Here is an 18,826-nt window from a genome sequence, read left to right as displayed (position 1 = left end):
TGGTGTTCGTTATCTAAGTGAAGGCAAGCCGGGAGACAGGAGCGGCCGCGGGCAGCGCACTCTCCAACAGGGACGAATCACCCATCTCGCTCAGGACGAGAGCCAGCGCGCCGAGCACTTCGGCGCGGCCGCCCAAGGCCCCCTGGGCCAGCGAGAGCTGGCGGGCGGCACTGGGGATCGCGTATCGCGAGACGGAGTCCCTGATGGGCGCCAGGACCAGCTCACCGGCCTCCGCGAGGTCGCCGCCGAGCACCACGCGGCTCGGGTTCAGGAGATTGCAGAGGTTGGCGACGCCGCTGCCGATGTGCCGGCCGACGTCGGCGATCACGCGGCGGCAGCCGGGGTCGCCCTCGCGGGCCAGCTGGACCACCCGCTCCATCGTCAGATCGGGGCCGTGGCTGGGCTGCAGCAGCGGCAGCACGTACCGGGCGGCCGTGAAGGTCTCCAGGCAGCCGCGGTTGCCGCAGCGGCAGACGGGCCCCGACTCGTCGAGCGTGATGTGCCCGATCTCCCCCGCGGTGCCGCCGGGTCCGCGGTAGACCCGCCCGTCGATCACCAGGCCGGCGCCGACGCCGCTGGCCACCTTGATGTACGCCAGGTCCTTGACTCCCCGGCCGCTGCCCCAGACGAGCTCGCCGAGCGCGCCGAGGTTGGCGTCGTTGTCGACGTGCACGGGGACGCCGAGCCGGCCGGACAGCTCCTCGGCCGGGTTGATGCCGCTCCACCCCGGCAGGATCGACGTGGAGCCGAGGGTGCCGGAGGAGACGTCGATGGGGCCCGGCACGCCGAGCCCGACGCCGATCACCTTGTCCCGGCCGATGCCGGTGGCCTGGATCAGGCGGTTGACCAGCTGTTCCGCCCGGTCGAAGCCCTCCGCGGCGGAGGCGTCGACGTCGAGCGGCTCGGACTCCTCGGCGAGGACCTGGTGGGCCAGGTTGCCCACGGCGACCCGCAGGTGGGTGTGCCCGAAGTCCACGCCGATCACGATGCCGGCGTCGCCGGAGAGCGAGACGCTGCGGGCCCGGCGGCCGCCCGCGGAGGTGGGCGTGACCTCGACGGTCCCGCCGTCCTTCAGCTCCCGCACGATGTTGGAGACCGTGGCCGCGGAGAGGCCCGTCGCCCTGGCGATCTCCGCCTGGGTGAGCGATCCGGCCATCCGCACCGCCCGGACGACCCGTTCCAGATTGGCCCTGTGCAGAGAGGTCTGCGACCCCGGAGTCTCCATCGACTCACTCACTCCCACCGTTTTCTCCAACATGTGAACTCTAAGGGGACTCTTTCGGCTTGCCCCCCGTCAAGACCTTGAGTGGCGGGCGGTACGGGTCACACGACGCGAAGGGCCCCCGGCGCACGGTGCGCCGGGGGCCCTGAGGACCGCGGTACGGGTTACTTCACGACTTACTTCACGGCGCCGGCCGTCAGACCGGCCACCACCTGCCGCTGGAAGACGATGTACGCCGCCAGGACGGGCAGCATCGCCATCACCAGGCCGGCGAAGAGACCGGACCAGTCACCCTTGTAGCCCTGGCTGACGGCCAGCTGGACGAGTCCCTGGGAGAGCACCTTCCGCTCCGGCTCGGTGTTGAGCACGGTCGGCAGCAGGTACTGGTTCCACTGGCCGAGGAAGTTGAAGATGCCGACGCTGATGAGGCCGGGCTTGGCCATCGGCAGCATCACCTGGAAGAAGGTCCGGGTGTGCGAGGCGCCGTCCACGAAGGCCGCTTCCGCCACCGAGGTCGGCAGGGTCCGGAAGAAGGCGGTGAGGAAGAAGACCGTGAACGGCAGCGAGTACGCGATGTAGACCAGGATCAGGCCGTGCAGCGTGTTCAGCAGCGCGATGTTCTGCATCACGTAGAACAGCGGCACGAGCGCCAGGATGATCGGGAAGCTCATCCCGCCGATGAAGAGGAAGTAGATGAAGCGGTTGCCCGGGAAGTCGAAGCGGGCCAGGACGTAGGCCGCCATCGACCCGAACAGGAGCGTGCCGAGGAGCGAGCCGCCGACCACCAGGATGGTGTTCAGGAAGTAGTCGCTCATGTGCGCCTCGGTCCAGGCGCGCGACCAGTTCTCGAAGTGCAGCTTGTCGGGCAGCGACCACGGCGAGGTGAAGATCGCCCGGTCGGTCTTGAACGACGTCATGACCGCCCAGAGCAGCGGCATCACGACCATGACCGCCCAGACGATGAGCATGCCGTGCGAGAAGACGTTGAGCACGGTGCCGTCGCCCCTGGAGCGCTTGGCGGGGGCGGCTTCCGTGGTCTTGCCGAGCGTGGGGCCCGGGCCGGCCGGGGAGCCGGGGTTGTCCTCGACGCCGGTGGTGGCAGTGTCGGTCGTCTTCATCAGAACTCCAGCCGCTCGCGCCGGCCCAGCTTCATCACGACGGCCGCGAAGGCGAGCGTGACGAGGAGGAGCGCGACACCGATGGTCGTTGCGTAGGCGGCCTGACCGTCCCGGAATGCCTTCTGGTACACGTACAGCGGCATGACGATGGTGGAGTAGTCGGGCCCGCCGCCGTTGGGGCCGACGGTCATGATCTGGACGACGGCGAAGGACTCCGCGCCGAGCGCGAGGATGCCCATGTAGATCCAGCCGGACTGCACGGTGTCCCAGAGCAGCGGCAGCGTGATCTTGAAGAACGTGGTGAAGCGGTTCGCGCCGTCGAGCAGGGCGGCCTCGTAGAAATCCCTCGGAATGGACGCCATGCCGGCCGAGAAGAGGACGACGAAGAATCCGACGGTGGACCAGACGAGGACCACCATCACGCAGATCAGGGCGAGATCCGGATCGCCGAGCCAGTCCGGCTGCACGCTGCCGAGACCGATCCCCTTCAGTACGGAGTTGATGGCTCCGCTATTGGGGTTGTACGCGAACTGGAAGAGCAGCGCCACGATCGCGATCGACAGCACCTGCGGGAAGAAATAGACGATTTTGTAGAAGGACGAACCCCGCACACCCGCGATCGCCGCCCCCCTGCGGCGCCGACCGCCGACATTGAGCATGAAGGCGAAGAACAGCGCGAGACCGACGGTCACCAGCGGCAGCACCACCGCGAAGGTCAGACTGTGCTGGAGCGATTTCCAGAAGATCTCGTCGTCCAGCATTCTGCTGTAGTTGTCGAATCCGACCATTCCGAATTCGGGACTCAGCCCGGTCCAGTCCGTGAACGAGTAGTAGATGGACTGGATGAACGGCCAGATGACGAAGAGCGCGTAGAGCGCGAGGGGGGCCGCCAGGAACCCCACGATGAAACGGTACTTGCCGTGTTGCATTCCTACCGACCCCGATCTTCCCGCGGAGGCGCGCCGCCGGTGCTGCGCGCGAAGGGGCCGGGGCCCGCTCCCGGTCGGCGGGAAGGGGCCCCGGCGCTGCTCACTGGTGCTTGTAGTGCTTGATCGACGAGTCCTTGGCCGCCTCGTCGGCGTACTTCTGGATCTTCTTGATCGTCTCGGCCGGGGTCGCGCGGCCGGCCATCATCTCGCCGATGCCCGCCACGCCGATCTTCTCCTTCTGGAGGGCGACGTACCAGTCCTGGAGGCGCGGGTTGACGACGTTCTGGCCGGCCTTCTGCAGGGCGGCCACGCCGGACTTGAGGCCCGGGGTCAGCTCGATGCCGTCGGTGCCGCCGTTGAAGGCGGTCAGGGACTTCACCGACTGGGTGAAGTTCTTGGAGGAGGCCTCGCTGAGCATGATGCGCAGCTGCTCCATGCCGCCCTCGGCGTTCGCCGCCTTGGCCGGGACGATGAAGGGCTCGCCGCCGGAGGCCCAGATGGTGCCGAAGGGCATCTTGTCGGAGGAGTCGATGCCGGTCGGGGCGGAGACGGCCAGGTTGAAGTCGGCCGGCATGGTCTTCGCGGCCTCGTTCTCGACCCAGGAGCCGTTCGGGATGAACAGCGCCTTGCCCTCGGTCCAGGCGGTCTGCGACTGGATGTGGTCGAGGCCGGGGGTGCCCTTGAGGATGTACCCCTTCTTGACCAGCTCGTAGTACGCCTCGAAGCACGCCTTGACCGCGGGGTGCTCCCAGGCCTTCGGCTCCAGGTTGTCGATGGCGTCCAGGACCTCGCGGCCGCCGACCTTGCCGATCATCGGGTAGAGCGAGAAGGGGACGTAGTAGGGGTGCTTGCCGGCGTACGTCCAGCCCGCGATGCCCTTCTTCTTGGCCTTCTCGCAGACGGCCAGCATCTCGTCCCAGGTCTCGGGGTACTTCGCGTCGAGCGAGTCGAGGAGCTTCTGCGAGTACCAGACGCCGTAGACCGTGTAGGCGTAGTACATGATCCACACCGGGTCGCCGTCGAACTGGCCCATCTCGACGATGCCGGGCCGCAGGGTGTCGCGGACCGTCTTCTTCGGGTCGTCGATGGAGGGCGAGTCGAGCAGCGGGGTGAGGTCCGCGAGCTGCTTCTGGCCGACGAGGACGCCCATGTCCATCTGCTCGGCGCCGGAGTTGTCGATGAGGTCCGGCGGGTTGCCGCCGTTGAAGCGCGGCTGGAGCGTGGTGGTGATCTTCTGGGTGGGGGTGAACTTGACCTTCGCCTTGGGGTAATTGGTCTCGTAGACCTTCACCGCGTCCTTGGCGTACTCCTGTCCGAATCCACCGTCGAAGAGGACGAAATCGAGCGGGGCCGACTCGTTCACCCCGAGCGGGTTCTTTTCGGACTTCGTGCCCTTCTCGACCTTCCCGTTCCCGCCGCTGTCACTGCTCGCACAAGCGGACAGGAAGCTCATCGTCGGCACCGAGATCAGACCGATAGCGGCGGACCGCTTGATCAGATCGCGACGGCCGAGGCCGCCCTCATCGGTCTGTGCGGAGGTGGATCCCATGCTCAAGTCCTCGCCTTCATTCAGGACTCAGGCGGTGTACCGGTCGCCCGTACTACTCGCTCGCCACAGGCGAAGGGCCCCGCCACCGCGGTCATTTGCAGCCGGGTCGTGCAGGCGTCGGGCCGTCGTCGATGGAAACGACTGGCTGGACGCCGACAGGTATAGTCCACTTCCCTTCGCCGGAGCAAGATCGAAAGCAGCTTTTCACCGCCATCTTTCCCGAGTTGAGACCTGCGGGATAAGCACGCTGGATCTGCGGCGTTTCGTCCAACCATTCGCGAACCAACACCCTTGACACCGCGGCGGAGTTGCCCGTACAGGGCCGCGACACGCCCCTCACGCGGACACCGGTGGGGCGTTAACCGACAATCCGGACATACGGTCTTGGACCGAAACAGTTGTGTCACAAACCGCTTGCCTGGTGAAGATCTCGTAAGAAGGATCCTGGATCATAGAGATCCCGCCGCCTCCGCCCTCGTGGCGCACGCGCGGCGGCATCTGCCTTATTCCACTCGGAACTGGAGTACTACGTGGCCAAGTCTTCTGGCCTGAACCGCACGGGCGTCCTGTCCCGTGTCACGGTCGCCGCGATAACGGCGGCCCTCGTCGGCACCACCACGGCCGCCGTCGCGGCCGACGCCCCCCAGCCCGCCCGTTCGGCCTCGGCCGTCCAGAAGGCGGCTCCGAAGGCGGGCACCCTGGCCGCTTCCTCCGCCTCCGCCGTCGCCGACGGCGAGCTGCGCGGTGTGGACAAGTACGGCTACATGTACGCGTACCTCCCGAACGGCACCGGCGGCTTCAGCGGCCGTCAGTACGTCGGCAGCGGCTGGCAGTACACCAACCAGCTGACCATGGCCGACCAGAACGGCGACGGCGAGACCGACGGCGCCTGGGACGTCACCGGCGGCCGCCTGTCCTACACCGCGTGGGGCCAGGACGGCGTCTCCCTCGGCTCCGGCTGGGGCGTCTTCAACAAGGTCGTCTCGACCGGCAACCTGGGTGGCGCGGCCGCCCCGGACCTGCTGGCGCGCGACAGCGCGGGTCGCCTGTACCTGTACCTCGGGTACGGCAACGGCAAGCTCGCCCCGCGCACGCAGATCGGCACCGGCTGGGGGATCTTCAACCAGATCACCGGCAAGGGCGACATGACCGGCGACGGCAAGGACGACGTCCTGGCCCGTGACAACAACGGTTACCTGTGGCTGTACCCGGGCACGGGCAACTACCTCAAGCCGCTCGGCCCCCGGGTCAAGGCCGGCAACGGCTGGAACGGCCTGAACACCTTCGTCTCCAGCGGTGACGTCAACTACGACGGTGAGCCCGACGTGGTCGCCCGCGACTCGCAGGGCGTGCTGTGGCTGTACCCGGGCACGGGTCTCGCCAACCCGGCGTTCAAGCCGCGCGTGAAGGTCGGGACGGGCTGGAACACGTACCGCCTGATCTTCTCCTGACCCCCCGCGCCCTCGCGGCGCGCACGTCGGGAAAGCCGAAAGGGCCCCGCTCCTCTTCCGAGGAGCGGGGCCCGCTTCGTGCTGCCTTGTCCGGTGGCGTCAGCCGCGGATGAGGTTGCGGAGCACGTACTGCATGATGCCGCCGTTGCGGTAGTAGTCCGCCTCGCCGGGGGTGTCGATGCGGACGACCGCGTCGAACTCGACGCCGGTGTCGGTGGTGACCTTCACCGTGCTGGGCGTGGTGCCCTCGTTCAGCTCGGTGACGCCGGCGATGGAGAAGGTCTCCTCACCGGTCAGGCCCAGCGAGTCGGCCGACTGGCCGGCCGGGAACTGGAGCGGGAGGACGCCCATGCCGATGAGGTTCGAGCGGTGGATGCGCTCGTACGACTCGGTGATGACGGCCTTGACGCCGAGGAGCGCGGTGCCCTTGGCGGCCCAGTCGCGGGACGAGCCGGAGCCGTACTCCTTGCCGCCCAGGATGACCAGCGGGGTGCCGGCGGCCTGGTAGTTCTGCGAGGCGTCGTAGATGAACGACACCGGCGCGTCGGCCTGGGTGAAGTCGCGGGTGAAGCCGCCCTCGGTGCCCGGCGCGATCTGGTTGCGCAGGCGGATGTTGGCGAAGGTGCCGCGGATCATGACCTCGTGGTTGCCTCGGCGCGAGCCGTAGGAGTTGAAGTCACGACGCTCCACACCGTGCTCGGTGAGGTACTTGCCGGCCGGGGTGTCGGCCTTGATGGCGCCGGCCGGGGAGATGTGGTCGGTGGTGACCGAGTCGCCCAGCTTCGCCAGGACGCGCGCGCCGACGATGTCGGTGACCGGGGTGGTCTCCATCGTCATGCCCTCGAAGTACGGGGGCTTCCGGACGTAGGTGGACTCGTTGTCCCACTCGAAGGTGTTGCCGGTCGGGATCGACAGCGCCTGCCACTGGGCGTCGCCCGCGAAGACGTCCTGGTAGGACTTGTTGAACATGTCCTCGCCGATGGCGTTGGCGACGACGTCGTTGACCTCGGCCTCCGTCGGCCAGATGTCGGCCAGGTAGACGGGCTTGCCGTCCTGGTCGACGCCGAGGGCGTCCTTGGTGATGTCCACCTTCATGGAGCCCGCGATGGCGTACGCGACGACCAGCGGCGGGGAGGCCAGGTAGTTCATCTTGACGTCGGGGTTGATGCGACCCTCGAAGTTGCGGTTGCCCGAGAGCACCGAGGTCACGGCCAGGTCGTGCTCGTTGACGGCCTTGGAGACCTCCTCCGGCAGCGGGCCGGAGTTGCCGATGCAGGTGGTGCAGCCGTAGCCGACGAGGTTGAAGCCGACCTTGTCGAGGTACGGGGTGAGGCCCGCCTTGTCGAAGTAGTCGGTGACGACCTTCGAGCCCGGGGCGAGGGTGGTCTTGACCCACGGCTTGCGGGTCAGGCCCTTCTCCACGGCCTTCTTCGCGACGAGCGCGGCGGCGACCATCACGTACGGGTTCGACGTGTTGGTGCAGGAGGTGATCGCGGCGACGGTGACGGCGCCGTGGTCGATCTCGTAGGTGGAGCCGTCGGGGGCGGTGACGGTGACCGGCTTCGACGGGGCGCCGTTGGGGTGGTTCGCCGGGGCGTCGGAGGCCGGGAAGGACTCCTTGCCCGCCTCGTCCACCTCGTCCACGTAGTTGCGGACGTCCTGGGCGAACTGCGCGGCGGCGTTCGCGAGGACGATGCGGTCCTGCGGGCGCTTCGGGCCGGCGATGGAGGGGACGACCGTGGAGAGGTCGAGCTCCAGCTTCTCGGAGAAGTCGGGCTCGGCGGCCGGGTCGAGCCAGAGGCCCTGCTCCTTGGCGTACGCCTCGACGAGCGCGACCTGCTGCGCGGAGCGGCCGGTGAGCTTGAGGTAGTTCAGGGTCTCGTCGTCGATCGGGAAGACCGCGGCGGTGGAGCCGAACTCCGGCGACATGTTGCCGATGGTGGCGCGGTTCGCGAGGGAGGTGGCGGCGACGCCCTCACCGTAGAACTCGACGAACTTGCCGACGACGCCGTGCTTGCGCAGCATCTCGGTGATCGTGAGGACCAGGTCGGTGGCGGTGGTGCCGGCCGGCAGCTCGCCGGTCAGCTTGAAGCCGACGACGCGCGGGATGAGCATGGAGACCGGCTGGCCGAGCATCGCGGCCTCGGCCTCGATGCCGCCGACGCCCCAGCCCAGCACGCCCAGGCCGTTGACCATGGTGGTGTGCGAGTCGGTGCCGACGAGGGTGTCGGGGTACGCCTGGCCGTTGCGGACCATGACCGTGCGGGCCAGGTGCTCGATGTTCACCTGGTGGACGATGCCGGTGCCCGGCGGGACGACCTTGAAGTCGTCGAAGGCGGTCTGGCCCCAGCGCAGGAACTGGTAGCGCTCCTTGTTGCGGCCGTACTCCAGCTCGACGTTCTGCGCGAAGGCGTCGTTCGTGCCGAACTTGTCCGCGATGACGGAGTGGTCGATGACCATCTCGGCCGGGGAGAGCGGGTTGATCTTCGCCGGGTCGCCGCCGAGCGCCGCGACGGCCTCACGCATGGTGGCGAGGTCGACGACACAGGGGACACCGGTGAAGTCCTGCATGATCACGCGCGCCGGCGTGAACTGGATCTCCTGGCTCGGCTGGGCCTGGGAGTCCCAGTTGCCGAGCGCCCGGATGTGGTCGGCGGTGATGTTCGCGCCGTCCTCGGTGCGGAGCAGGTTCTCCAGGAGAACCTTCAGGCTGTAAGGGAGGCGCGCGGAGCCCTCGACCTTGTCCAGCTTGAAGATCTCGTACGACTCGTCGCCCACGCTCAGCGTGCTGCGGGCGTCGAAGCTGTTCGCCGACACGACAGTCTCCTTCATTTATGTGCGCGTTCCACCACATCCTGCCGCCACGTACACGTCGTCGATCCGCTAAGGTAAGGCTTAGTTAGGGAACCCTTACCAGGGTGGCGGCAGCGGTGCGCCTCGGCAGATATCTCGATGTCGAGATAACTCTAGTACATCACCGCCGTACGGTCATGCCTGGCATGCTGCGGATCCGCACGGACGCCCGCCCCACCCCCGAACGGATGCGGTCCGATGGCCCCGGCCGGGCTCCCGGTCGACGATCGATCCATGTTCAGTGGCGCGCACGTGATTCTCTACACCCGGGACGTCGAGGCCGACCGGGCCTTCCTCAAGGACGTCGTCGGCTTCGAGCACGTGGACGCCGGAGGCGGCTGGCTCATCTTCAAGCTGCCGCCCTCCGAGGTCGCGGTGCACCCGACGGACGACGAGCCGAAGCACGAGGTCTACCTGATGTGCGAGGACCTCACGCGCACCCTCACCGAACTGGAGGACCGGGGCGCGGAGATCTCACGGGCCATCACCGACCAGAAGTGGGGACTCCTTGCGGCGGTACGGCTGCCGAGCGGCATGGAGCTACCGCTGTACGAGCCCCGCCACCCCACCGCACTGAACCTCCCCGACTAGCCCAATCCAGTCATATCGCCCCCCGCATAACGGGGCATCACCCGAACGCACCAGCCCACTGATCGTCACATCTCATATCTGAGATAACGTGACGCCATGGCAGACGACTACCTCGTACGCATCGGCAAGCTCATCCGTGACGCCCGGCAGCACCGCGGCTGGACGCAGACGCAGCTCGCCGAGGCGCTGGCCACGAGCCAGAGCGCCGTCAACCGGATCGAGCGCGGCAACCAGAACATCAGCCTTGAGATGATCGCCAGGATCGGCGAGGCCCTCGACAGCGAGATCGTGTCCCTGGGCTACGCGGGACCCATGCACCTGCGCGTCGTCGGCCGCCGCCGGCTCTCCGGCGCCATCGACGTCAAGACGAGCAAGAACGCCTGTGTCGCGCTGCTCTGCGCCTCGCTCCTCAACAAGGGCCGCACGGTCCTGCGCCGCGTCGCCCGCATCGAGGAGGTCTTCCGGCTCCTGGAGGTCCTCAACTCGATCGGCGTCCGCACCCGCTGGATCAACGACGGGGTCGACCTGGAGATCGTGCCTCCCGCCGAACTGGACATGGAGTCCATCGACGCCGAGGCCGCGATCCGCACCCGTTCCATCATCATGTTCCTCGGCCCGCTGCTGCACCGCATGGACCGCTTCAAGCTGCCGTACGCCGGCGGCTGCGACCTCGGTACGCGCACGATCGAGCCGCACATGATCGCCCTGCGCCGCTTCGGCCTCGAGGTCACCGCGACCGACAACCTGTACCACGCGCAGGTCGAGCGGTCCGTCTCCCCCGACCGCCCGATCGTCCTGACCGAGCGCGGCGACACGGTCACGGAGAACGCGCTCCTGGCGGCCGCCCGGCACGACGGCGTCACCGTCATCCGCAACGCCTCCTCCAACTACATGGTCCAGGACCTCTGCTTCTTCCTGGAGGCCCTCGGCGTCCGGGTCGACGGCATCGGCACCACCACCCTGACCGTGCACGGCATCGCCCAGATCGACGTCGACGTCGACTACTCCCCCTCCGAGGACCCGGTCGAGGCGATGAGCCTGGTCGCCGCCGCGGTCGTCACCGAGTCGGAACTGACGATCCGCCGGGTCCCGATCGAGTTCATGGAGATCGAGCTCGCCGTCCTGGAGGAGATGGGCCTCGACCACGACCGCTCGGCGGAGTACGCCGCCGACAACGGCCGCACCCGCCTGGTCGACCTCACGGTCCGCCCCTCCAAGCTGGAGGCGCCGATCGACAAGATCCACCCGATGCCCTTCCCGGGCCTCAACATCGACAACGTCCCCTTCTTCGCGGCCATCGCCGCCACCGCCCAGGGCAAGACCCTCATCCACGACTGGGTCTACGACAACCGCGCCATCTACCTCACCGACCTCAACCGCCTCGGCGGCCGCCTCCAACTCCTCGACCCCCACCGCGTCCTCGTCGAGGGCCCCACCCGCTGGCGCGCCGCCGAGATGATGTGCCCGCCGGCCCTGCGCCCGGCCGTGGTCGTCCTCCTCGCGATGATGGCGGCGGAGGGCACGTCGGTCCTCCGCAACGTGTACGTCATCAACCGCGGCTACGAGGACCTCGCCGAGCGCCTCAACTCGATCGGCGCGCAGATCGAGATCTTCCGGGACATCTGACCGTCTCCGCCTCGGTGTCACCCGCCCCCTGCCGGCCCGCGTGTGCGGGCCGGCAGGGGGCGGTGGTGTGCGTGGAGGCGGTTGGGCCGGTGCGGTGGGAGGTCAGGAGCGGTGCCAGGTGACCGGGACCTTGACCTCGGCGCCGCCGTTGCCGCCGTCGCCGCCGAAGCGGACGGTGCCGCCGAGGCTGGAGACGGTGGTGTTCCAGCAGGCGACGGCCGTGAGGCGGATCTCCGGCATCTTGAGGGCGGAGCCCGTGACGACGGGCCTGAAGGCCTTGATGGCGTCGGCCTCCAGCTCCAGCTTCACGGGCTGGGCGGTGGTCCAGGCACCGCCGGCCTGGGCGAAGCGGGTGATGATCTCGCCGTCGGCCGGAGAGCCGGTGACGGGGTCCGTCGTGGGCGCGAAGCTCAGCTCGACGAAGGTCGCCTTGTTGCCCGTCGGAAGGGTGCCGGCGGGCACCATGGCCACGAAGGTACCGGTGAGGGGCTTCGCGTCCGGGGACCAGCAGGGGGAGGCCGTGGACGGGATCTGGGGTCCCGGCGGGTCGGTCGGGCCTTCCGTGGGTTCGCCGCCGGTGGTCTCGCCGGAACCGGAACCGGAACTGCCCGTGGTCCCGCCGTCCGAGGTCTCGCCGGAGCCCGAACCGGAACCGCCCGTGGTCCCGCCGTCCGAGGTCTCGCCGGAGCCCGAACCGGAACCGCCTGTGGTCTCGCCCGACCCGCCCCACGACGTGCCGCCGTCGGCCACGCCGCCGAGGGTGTCGCCGGTGGTGCCGGAGCCACTGGTGCTGTCCCAGGTCGGGGTGGCGCTCGGTTCGGCGCCGCCGGAGGTCGCGGTGCCGCCGCTGGTCGCCGTGCCGCTGTCGGCGCCGCCGTCCGTGCTCTCACCACTGGTCTCCCCGACGGACCAGCCCGACGAACCCTCGCTCACTCCCACCGAGCCGCCGCCGTCGTCCCCCACCGTGGCAGAGGCGAGGCCTCCGGCGAGTCCCCCGGCCAGGCCGGTGCCGGAGGCCAGGAAGACGGCAGCGGCGGCCACCGTCGCGGCCGCCGCCGTCAGGGATATCCGCCGGATCCTCTGGTTCTCGCTCAACGTGACTTCTTCCGCTCGGTGTTCGGGCTTTCGCCATCACCGTTTCGCGGAGGGAGAGCGTCCAAACCGGTCAGGGCGGTGATCCGCGTCTCAGCCGCCCGGGATCATGGCGCCGCCGCCCTTGAGGCGGTCGATATCCGACTGGCGAACCTGGATCACGAAGAGGGCGACGAGGGCGCCCACCACGGCGAAGATCGCCGCGGTGACGAAGCCGGCGGAGACGCCGGAGGTGAGGACCTGGTCGGCGTAGGGCGGGGGGAGTTGGCCGGTCTCGGCGAAGCGGGCCTTTTCGAGGGGGCCGGCTTGGGAGAGGAAGACGGGGACCTGCACTTCGGCCTCGTTGCGGCTGGCGGTGCCGAAGACGGTGACGAGGATGGAGAGGCCGAGTGAACCGCCCACCTGCTGCATGGCGTTGAGGAGGCCGGAAGCGGCGCCGGATTCCTGGGGCTCGACGTTGGAGAGGGCCATGATGGTGAGGGAGACGAACATGAGGCCCATGCCGAGGCCGAAGACGAGGATGGGGCCGAGGATGCTGCCCAGGTAGGTGGAGTTCACGTCGGTGAGCGTGAGCCAGGAGAGGCCGGCCGCGGCGAGGATGGAGCCGGTCACCATGAAGGGCTTGGGGCCGAACCGGGGCAGGAGGTTGGACGTGAGTCCGGCGCCGACGCCGATGATGGCGCTGACCGGGAGGAAGGCGACGCCTGTCGCCAAGGGGCTGAAGCCCAGGACCTGTTGGACGAACAGGGTGAGGAAGAAGAACATGCCGAAGATCGCGGCCGCCAGCAGGAGCATGATGACGTAGGTGCCGGAGCGGTTGCGGTCGGCGAACATGTGCAGCGGTGTGATGGGCTGCGTGGAGCGGCGCTCGATCAGGATGAACGTGGCCAGGAGGACGACCGCCGCGACGAACGAGCCGATCGTGTAGGGGTCGCTCCAGCCTTCCTGCGCGGCGCGGATGAACCCGTACACCAGCGCCACCATGCCGAGCGTCGAGGTCAGCGCGCCGGCGAGGTCGAAGTGGCCGGGGTGCCGCTCGGACTCCTTGACGTGACGGGGCGTGAGGAGCGCGATGACGAGGGCGATCGGGACGTTGACGAAGAAGATCCAGCGCCAGTCGAGCCATTGGACGAGCATGCCGCCGGCGACCAGGCCGATCGCGCCGCCGCCGGCCGAGACGCCGGCGAAGACGCCGAAGGCCCGGTTGCGTTCCGGGCCTTCGTCGAAGGTCGTGGTGATGAGGGAGAGGGAGGTCGGTGAGGCGATCGCGCCGCCGACGCCCTGGAGGGCACGGGCGGCGAGGAGTTGCCACTCGCTCTGGGCCAGTCCGCAGAAGAGCGAGGCGAGTCCGAAGAGGAGCACGCCGAAGATGAACACGCGGCGGCGCCCGAGGATGTCGCCCGCGCGCCCGCCGAGGAGCAGAAGGCCGCCGAACGTGAGCGTGTAGGCGTTGACGACCCAGGACAGGCTGGTCGTGGAGAAGTCCAGCGCGCTCTGGATGTGCGGGAGCGCGATGTTCACGATCGTGATGTCGAGGACCACCATCAACTGACAGGACGCGATGACGAACAGGGCGATGCCCTTGCCGTCTCCGCCCTTGCCGGGAGTGGCGGTCTCTGCCGGTGTCGTCGGCTTGGGTGTACTCATGTGGCGCCTCGGGTAATCGCCTGGTGAGTGAAGCCGTGGGCCGGTCAGTCCACCTTTCGACACTAAGCCCGGCCCGCACGGGTGACCAGTTGATCAAGCGGGGGCGGGCTCGTCCAGGACCGCGAAGCCGTCCAGCTCCACGCGCGCCTGCTCGTCCCAGAGGCGTACGACTCCGATGACCGCCATCGCGGGGTAGTCGCGGCCCGCCAACCGGCGCCAGACGCGGCCGAGTTCGTGGGCGTGGGCGCGGTAGTCGTCGACGTCCGTGGTGTAGACGGTGACGCGCGCGAGGTCGGCCGGGGTGCCGCCGGCGTGGCGCAGGGCGGTGAGGAGGTTGCCGAGGGCGGTGGTGAACTGCTCGGGCAGGGTCTCCCCCACCACCTTGCCCTCGCTGTCGAGGGAGGTCTGTCCGGCGAGGAAGACCAGCCGGGTGCCGGTCGCGGTGACGGCGTGGGTGAACCCGGCGGGCGGCGCGAGTTCGGCGGGGTTGTGCCGGTGCAGGCTCATGCGGACGGGACCTCCTCGGTACCAGAAGCGGCGGCGTGGCGCGGTGCGGCGCCGGGTACCCCGTCCCCATGGTCCCGCCGGCGGGACGCGTAGAGCTCCTTGGCGATGATCGTGCGTTGGACTTCGGTGGCGCCTTCGTAGATGCGGGGGGCGCGGACTTCTCGGTAGAGGTGTTCGAGGAGGTGGCCGCGTTGGAGGGCGGCGGCGCCGTGGAGCTGGACGGCGGCGTCGACGACGTACTGGGCGGTCTCGGTGGCGAGGAGTTTGGCCATGGCGGAGCGGCGGGGCACGTCGGGGTCGCCGGTGTCGTACGCGGTGGCCGCGGCGTACACGAGGAGGCGGGCGGCCTCGGTGCGGGTGGCCATGTCGGCGACGCGGTGCGAGACGGCCTGGAGGTCGGCGAGGACGCCGCCGAAGGCGGGGCGGGCGGCGGTGTGGGCGAGGGCGGCGTCGAGGGCGGCCTGGGCCATGCCGACGGCGAAGGCGCCGACGCTGGGCCGGAAGAGGTTGAGGGTGTTCATGGCGACCCGGAAGCCGCGGTCGGGTTCGCCGAGGAGGTCCTCGGGGCCGACGGGGACGCCGTCGAAGGTGAGGGTGCCGAGGGCGTGCGGGGCGAGCATGTCGAGGGGCTCGCCGCCGAGTCCCGGGCGGTCGGCGGGGACGAGGAAGGCGGTGATGCCCCGGGCGCCGGCGCCGGGGGTGGTGCGGGCGAAGACGGTGGCGAAGTCGGCCTCGGGGGCGTTGGAGATCCACCGCTTCTCGCCGTGCAGGTGCCAGCCGCCGCGTCCGTCGGGGACGGCGTCGAGGGCGAGGGCGGCGGCGTCGGAGCCGGCGCCCGGCTCCGACAGGGCGAAGGCGGCGACGGCCCGTCCCGCGGCGACCTCGGGGAGCCAGCGGTCGCGCTGGGCGGGGGTGCCGAAGGCTGCGACGGGGTGGCTGCCGAGGCCCTGGAGGGCGAGGGCGGTCTCGGCCTCGGTGCAGGTGCGGGCGAGGGATTCGCGCAGCAGGCAGAGTTCGAGGGCGCCCGCGTCGAAGAGGCGGGCGAGGAGGCCGAGGTCCCCCAGGGCGGCGACGAGGGGGCGGTTGACCCGGCCGGGTTCGCCCTTCTCGGCGAGGGGCTTCAGGCGCTCGGCGGCGAGGGTGCGGAGCTCCGCACACCAGGTGGTCTGTTCCGGTTCGAGCGAGAATGCGGGCATGTGGGCCCTCCCTGACGCCCTCGGGCGCCTTCGTCCCTGTGCCGTACGGCGCTTCCGTTCCCGCACCGTCCGGCGGGGGCGGTCTCACACCGTCCGACTTCCTTGTCGCGGACCGTTGACTGCCGTCACCAACACGATACGCTCGTGTGGCGTTGAGCGACCCCACCACGACAGGGGGACGAACTCATGGAGCTGACACCCTCGGCCCACCTCGACACCTTCGCCCGAGATCGGCTGCCGCCGCCGGACCGGTGGCCGCGTCTCCTCTTCGACCTCCCGGAGCTCGCGTACCCCGAACGGCTCAATTGCGGGAGGGAACTCCTCGACCGCACGGTGGAACGATTCGGCGCGGACCGGCCCGCCTTCCACGACGGCGAGGGCGGGGTCTGGAGCTACGGAGAACTCAGGGACCGGGTCGACCGGATCGCCCACGTCCTCACCTCCGACCTGCGGGTGAGGCCCGGCAACCGGGTGCTGCTGCGCGGCCCCACCACCCCCTGGCTGGCGGCCTGCTGGCTCGCCGTGATGAAGGCGGGCGGCGTCGCCGTCACCGTCCTGGCCCAGCAGCGGGCGCCCGAGCTGGCCGTGATGGCGGACGCGGCCCGCTGCACCCACGCCCTCTGCGACGCCCAGGTCCTCGACGAACTCCTCCGGGCCGGGATCCCCGGCCTCCGCGTCACCCCCTTCGGCGGGGACGGCCCGGACGACCTGCTGGACCTCGCGGCCCGCCGCCCCGGCCCGTACGAGGCGGTGGCGACGGCCGCCGACGACGTCGCCCTCATCGCCTTCACCTCCGGCACGACCGGGCGTCCCAAGGGCTGCGTCCACTTCCACCGGGACGTCCTCGCCGTCGCCGACACCTTCTCCGCGCACGTCCTGCGCCCGCTGCCCGACGACGTCTTCGCGGGCTCTCCGCCGCTCGCCTTCACCTTCGGCCTCGGTGGACTCGTCGTCTTCCCGCTGCGCGCCGGGGCGAGCGCGGTCCTGCTCCCCCAGGCCGGCCCCAAGCAGCTGCTCGCGGCGATCGAGCGGCACCGCGTGTCGGTGCTCTTCACCGCCCCGACGGCCTACCGCGTGATGCTCGGCGAGCTGACCGACGGCACCGCCCCGGACGTCGGCTCGCTGCGGCGCTGCGTCTCCGCCGGCGAGAACCTGCCGGAGGCGACGTGGAAGGCCTGGTACGGACGGACCGGCCTGCGCCTGATCAACGGCATCGGCGCGACCGAGCTGCTGCACATCTTCATCGCCGCCGCCGACGGCGACATCCGCCCGGGCACCACCGGCCGCCCGGTGCCCGGCTGGCAGGCCAGGATCGTGGACCGGGACGGCCGGGGCGTCCCGGACGGCACGGAGGGGCTGCTCGCGGTGCGCGGCCCGGTGGGCTGCCGCTATCTGGCCGACCCGCGCCAGGCCGAGTACGTGCGGGACGGCTGGAACCTGACGGGCGACACGTACGTCCGTGAGCCCGACGGCTACTTCCGCTACGTCTCGCGCGCCGACGACATGATCATCTCGGCCGGGTACAACATCGCCGGCCCGCAGGTCGAGGAGGTGCTCCTCGACCACCCGGACGTGGTGGAGACGGCGGTGGTGGGCCGCCCCGACGACCTGCGCGGGCAGGTCGTCGTGGCGTACACGGTGGTACGGGCCGGGGTGCCGCGCGACGCGAGCACCGCCGCCGCCCTGCGGGCCTTCGTCCGCGCCCGCCTCGCCCCGTACAAGACGCCCCGGGAGATCGTCTTCCTGGACGCGCTGCCCCGCACGGCGACGGGCAAGCTCCAGCGCTTCCGGCTGCGGGAGAAGACGTGACGGCGACTCCGGCCCCAGGCGGGCGGGACCGGTGGGGCCCGCCCGGGCGGACCCTGGGCGGGGAAGGACGCCGCGGGCCGGGCACGGCCGCCGTACCGGGCCTCGGGCGGACCCGTCCAGGACCCTCGCACCGGGCCCCTGGCGGGCCGGGCCGGGCAGCCGGGCGGGCCCCGGGCGGTGGCGGGCGCCGCGGACCGGGCCCGATCGGCGAGACACCCCCTAGAGTGATCACGTGGCCGAGCAGCACACTCCCCGTTCCCTGATCGTCTCCCTCTACGGCGCGTACGGCCGTGGGCCCGACGGTTCGCCGATGCCGGTGGCCGGGCTCATCCGGCTGCTCGCGGTGGTCGGGGTGGACGCGCCCTCGGTGCGTTCCTCGGTGTCGCGGCTGAAGCGGCGCGGGCTGCTGCTGCCGGGCCGGACGGCGGACGGCGCGGCGGGCTACGCGCTGTCGGACGACGCCCGGCGGCTCCTGGACGACGGCGACCGCCGGATCTACGCCCGCACCGAACCGAAGCTGTCCGAGGGCTGGGTCCTGGCGGTGTTCTCGGTGCCCGAGGCCGAGCGGCACAAGCGCCACCTGCTGCGCTCCCGGCTCGCCCGGCTGGGCTTCGGCACGGCGGCGCCGGGGGTCTGGGTCGCGCCCGCGCGGCTGTACGACGAGACCCGCAACGCCCTGGAACGGCTCGAGCTCTCCCCGTACGTGGACCTCTTCCGGGGCGACCACCTGGGGTACGCGGCGACGGCCGAGGCGGTGGCCCGCTGGTGGGACCTGCCGGCCATCGCCGGCCTCCACGAGGAGTTCCTCGCCGCCCACGAGCCGGTGCTGCGGGCCTGGCGGACGGAGCCCGGCAGCGCCGAGGACGCCTACCGGGACTACCTCCTCGCCCTGGACTCCTGGCGCCGCCTGCCGTACGCCGACCCCGTGCTTCCGGCCGAGCTGCTGCCCGACGACTGGCCCGGCCGCCGCTCGGCCGAGGTCTTCGCCGCCCTGCACGAGCTGCTGCGCGACCGGGGCGCGGACTTCGTACGGCCGGTGGTCGTCCCCTAGGCCCTGTCCGGAAGTCCCGCCGCGAGCCCGGCCTGATCGACGGGCCCTAGGGCCTGTCTGACAATTCGCGTCGGATCAGGCCGGGGCGTTCGGTGCGTGCGATCGGCGTGCGGCCGGGGCGCCCTCGTAGCGGAGCTACTGGGGCGTTTCGGCCGTGCGGCGAGCGTGCGTGCCGGGCGGGCCGG

General features: G+C 70.3%; 14 protein-coding genes. 5 read left to right on the top strand and 9 right to left on the bottom strand.

What is annotated here, in order from left to right; genetic code table 11:
* Window positions 1-13: 13 nt before the first annotated feature.
* The 4 genes from OO54_RS28410 to ngcE form a co-directional block, all read right to left on the bottom strand.
* Complete coding sequence (locus tag OO54_RS28410) at window positions 14-1,225, bottom strand: ROK family transcriptional regulator (protein WP_033207941.1); 1,212 nt, start codon at window positions 1,223-1,225, stop codon at window positions 14-16.
* A gap of 173 nt (window positions 1,226-1,398) precedes the next feature.
* Window positions 1,399-2,340: a carbohydrate ABC transporter permease gene (locus OO54_RS28405; RefSeq protein ID WP_033207940.1), complete on the bottom strand. Its 942-nt coding sequence runs from the start codon at window positions 2,338-2,340 to the stop codon at window positions 1,399-1,401.
* The gene (locus OO54_RS28400) at window positions 2,340-3,269 is read right to left on the bottom strand and encodes a carbohydrate ABC transporter permease (RefSeq protein WP_033207938.1); all 930 of its coding nucleotides are present in this window, start codon (window positions 3,267-3,269) and stop codon (window positions 2,340-2,342) included. The genes OO54_RS28405 and OO54_RS28400 overlap by 1 nt, the downstream gene beginning before the upstream one ends.
* 100 nt (window positions 3,270-3,369) lie before the next feature.
* Window positions 3,370-4,818, bottom strand: a complete 1,449-nt coding sequence (gene ngcE / locus OO54_RS28395) for an N-acetylglucosamine/diacetylchitobiose ABC transporter substrate-binding protein (RefSeq protein ID WP_033207935.1) — start codon at window positions 4,816-4,818, stop codon at window positions 3,370-3,372.
* A 530-nt stretch (window positions 4,819-5,348) separates the two neighbouring features.
* On the opposite strand from ngcE, the gene OO54_RS28390 reads away from it, so the two are divergent.
* On the top strand, window positions 5,349-6,269 hold the full coding sequence (locus tag OO54_RS28390) for an FG-GAP repeat domain-containing protein (RefSeq protein WP_051787247.1): 921 nt from the start codon (window positions 5,349-5,351) through the stop codon (window positions 6,267-6,269).
* Between the two features lie 99 nt (window positions 6,270-6,368).
* Here OO54_RS28390 and acnA read toward each other — a convergent pair whose 3' ends face one another.
* On the bottom strand, window positions 6,369-9,086 hold the full coding sequence (gene acnA, locus OO54_RS28385; protein ID WP_033207932.1) for an aconitate hydratase AcnA: 2,718 nt from the start codon (window positions 9,084-9,086) through the stop codon (window positions 6,369-6,371).
* Between the two features lie 270 nt (window positions 9,087-9,356).
* Here acnA and OO54_RS28380 point away from each other — a divergent pair, with 270 nt between their 5' ends.
* Together OO54_RS28380 and OO54_RS28375 are read left to right on the top strand one after the other, a co-directional pair.
* Window positions 9,357-9,713 (top strand): VOC family protein, encoded by a 357-nt coding sequence (locus OO54_RS28380; RefSeq protein WP_033208083.1) that lies wholly within the window; start codon window positions 9,357-9,359, stop codon window positions 9,711-9,713.
* A 96-nt stretch (window positions 9,714-9,809) separates the two neighbouring features.
* Window positions 9,810-11,339 carry a helix-turn-helix domain-containing protein gene (locus OO54_RS28375; RefSeq protein WP_033207930.1) on the top strand — a complete coding sequence of 510 codons (1,530 nt, stop codon included), beginning with the start codon at window positions 9,810-9,812 and terminating at the stop codon, window positions 11,337-11,339.
* A gap of 102 nt (window positions 11,340-11,441) precedes the next feature.
* Here OO54_RS28375 and OO54_RS41795 read toward each other — a convergent pair whose 3' ends face one another.
* From OO54_RS41795 to OO54_RS28355, 4 genes are all read right to left on the bottom strand, one after another.
* Complete coding sequence (locus OO54_RS41795) at window positions 11,442-12,434, bottom strand: hypothetical protein (RefSeq protein WP_037944957.1); 993 nt, start codon at window positions 12,432-12,434, stop codon at window positions 11,442-11,444.
* Between the two features lie 90 nt (window positions 12,435-12,524).
* Entirely contained in the window at window positions 12,525-14,078 is a 1,554-nt protein-coding gene (locus OO54_RS28365) for an MFS transporter (RefSeq protein ID WP_033207928.1), read from the bottom strand.
* A gap of 93 nt (window positions 14,079-14,171) precedes the next feature.
* Window positions 14,172-14,585 carry a RidA family protein gene (locus tag OO54_RS28360; RefSeq protein WP_033207926.1) on the bottom strand — a complete coding sequence of 138 codons (414 nt, stop codon included), beginning with the start codon at window positions 14,583-14,585 and terminating at the stop codon, window positions 14,172-14,174.
* Window positions 14,582-15,781: an acyl-CoA dehydrogenase family protein gene (locus OO54_RS28355; protein WP_033207924.1), complete on the bottom strand. Its 1,200-nt coding sequence runs from the start codon at window positions 15,779-15,781 to the stop codon at window positions 14,582-14,584. The genes OO54_RS28360 and OO54_RS28355 overlap by 4 nt, the downstream gene beginning before the upstream one ends.
* A gap of 186 nt (window positions 15,782-15,967) precedes the next feature.
* On the opposite strand from OO54_RS28355, the gene OO54_RS28350 reads away from it, so the two are divergent.
* Together OO54_RS28350 and OO54_RS28345 are read left to right on the top strand one after the other, a co-directional pair.
* The gene (locus OO54_RS28350) at window positions 15,968-17,590 is read left to right on the top strand and encodes an AMP-binding protein (RefSeq protein WP_033207922.1); all 1,623 of its coding nucleotides are present in this window, start codon (window positions 15,968-15,970) and stop codon (window positions 17,588-17,590) included.
* Between the two features lie 232 nt (window positions 17,591-17,822).
* Window positions 17,823-18,641, top strand: a complete 819-nt coding sequence (locus OO54_RS28345; protein ID WP_033207916.1) for a PaaX family transcriptional regulator — start codon at window positions 17,823-17,825, stop codon at window positions 18,639-18,641.
* Window positions 18,642-18,826 lie beyond the last annotated feature (185 nt).

The sequence above is a fragment of the Streptomyces wedmorensis genome (genome assembly GCF_000716445.1).
Lineage (GTDB): Bacteria > Actinomycetota > Actinomycetes > Streptomycetales > Streptomycetaceae > Streptomyces > Streptomyces wedmorensis.
The sequence above is the reverse complement of the archived record's forward strand: the minus strand, read 5'-3'. Positions and strand labels throughout refer to the sequence as shown.

Bases quoted from the DNA above. Each gene is read 5' to 3' on its own strand.
- OO54_RS28375 (WP_033207930.1), top strand. From the start codon at position 9,810: ATGGCAGACGACTACCTCGTACGCATCGGCAAGCTCATCCGTGACGCC.
- OO54_RS28350 (WP_033207922.1), top strand. From the start codon at position 15,968: ATGGAGCTGACACCCTCGGCCCACCTCGACACCTTCGCCCGAGATCGG.
- OO54_RS28380 (WP_033208083.1), top strand. From the start codon at position 9,357: ATGTTCAGTGGCGCGCACGTGATTCTCTACACCCGGGACGTCGAGGCC.
- OO54_RS28360 (WP_033207926.1), bottom strand. From the start codon at position 14,585: ATGAGCCTGCACCGGCACAACCCCGCCGAACTCGCGCCGCCCGCCGGG.
- OO54_RS28355 (WP_033207924.1), bottom strand. From the start codon at position 15,781: ATGCCCGCATTCTCGCTCGAACCGGAACAGACCACCTGGTGTGCGGAG.
- OO54_RS28400 (WP_033207938.1), bottom strand. From the start codon at position 3,269: ATGCAACACGGCAAGTACCGTTTCATCGTGGGGTTCCTGGCGGCCCCC.
- OO54_RS28405 (WP_033207940.1), bottom strand. From the start codon at position 2,340: ATGAAGACGACCGACACTGCCACCACCGGCGTCGAGGACAACCCCGGC.
- OO54_RS28365 (WP_033207928.1), bottom strand. From the start codon at position 14,078: ATGAGTACACCCAAGCCGACGACACCGGCAGAGACCGCCACTCCCGGC.
- OO54_RS28410 (WP_033207941.1), bottom strand. From the start codon at position 1,225: ATGGAGACTCCGGGGTCGCAGACCTCTCTGCACAGGGCCAATCTGGAA.
- ngcE (WP_033207935.1), bottom strand. From the start codon at position 4,818: ATGGGATCCACCTCCGCACAGACCGATGAGGGCGGCCTCGGCCGTCGC.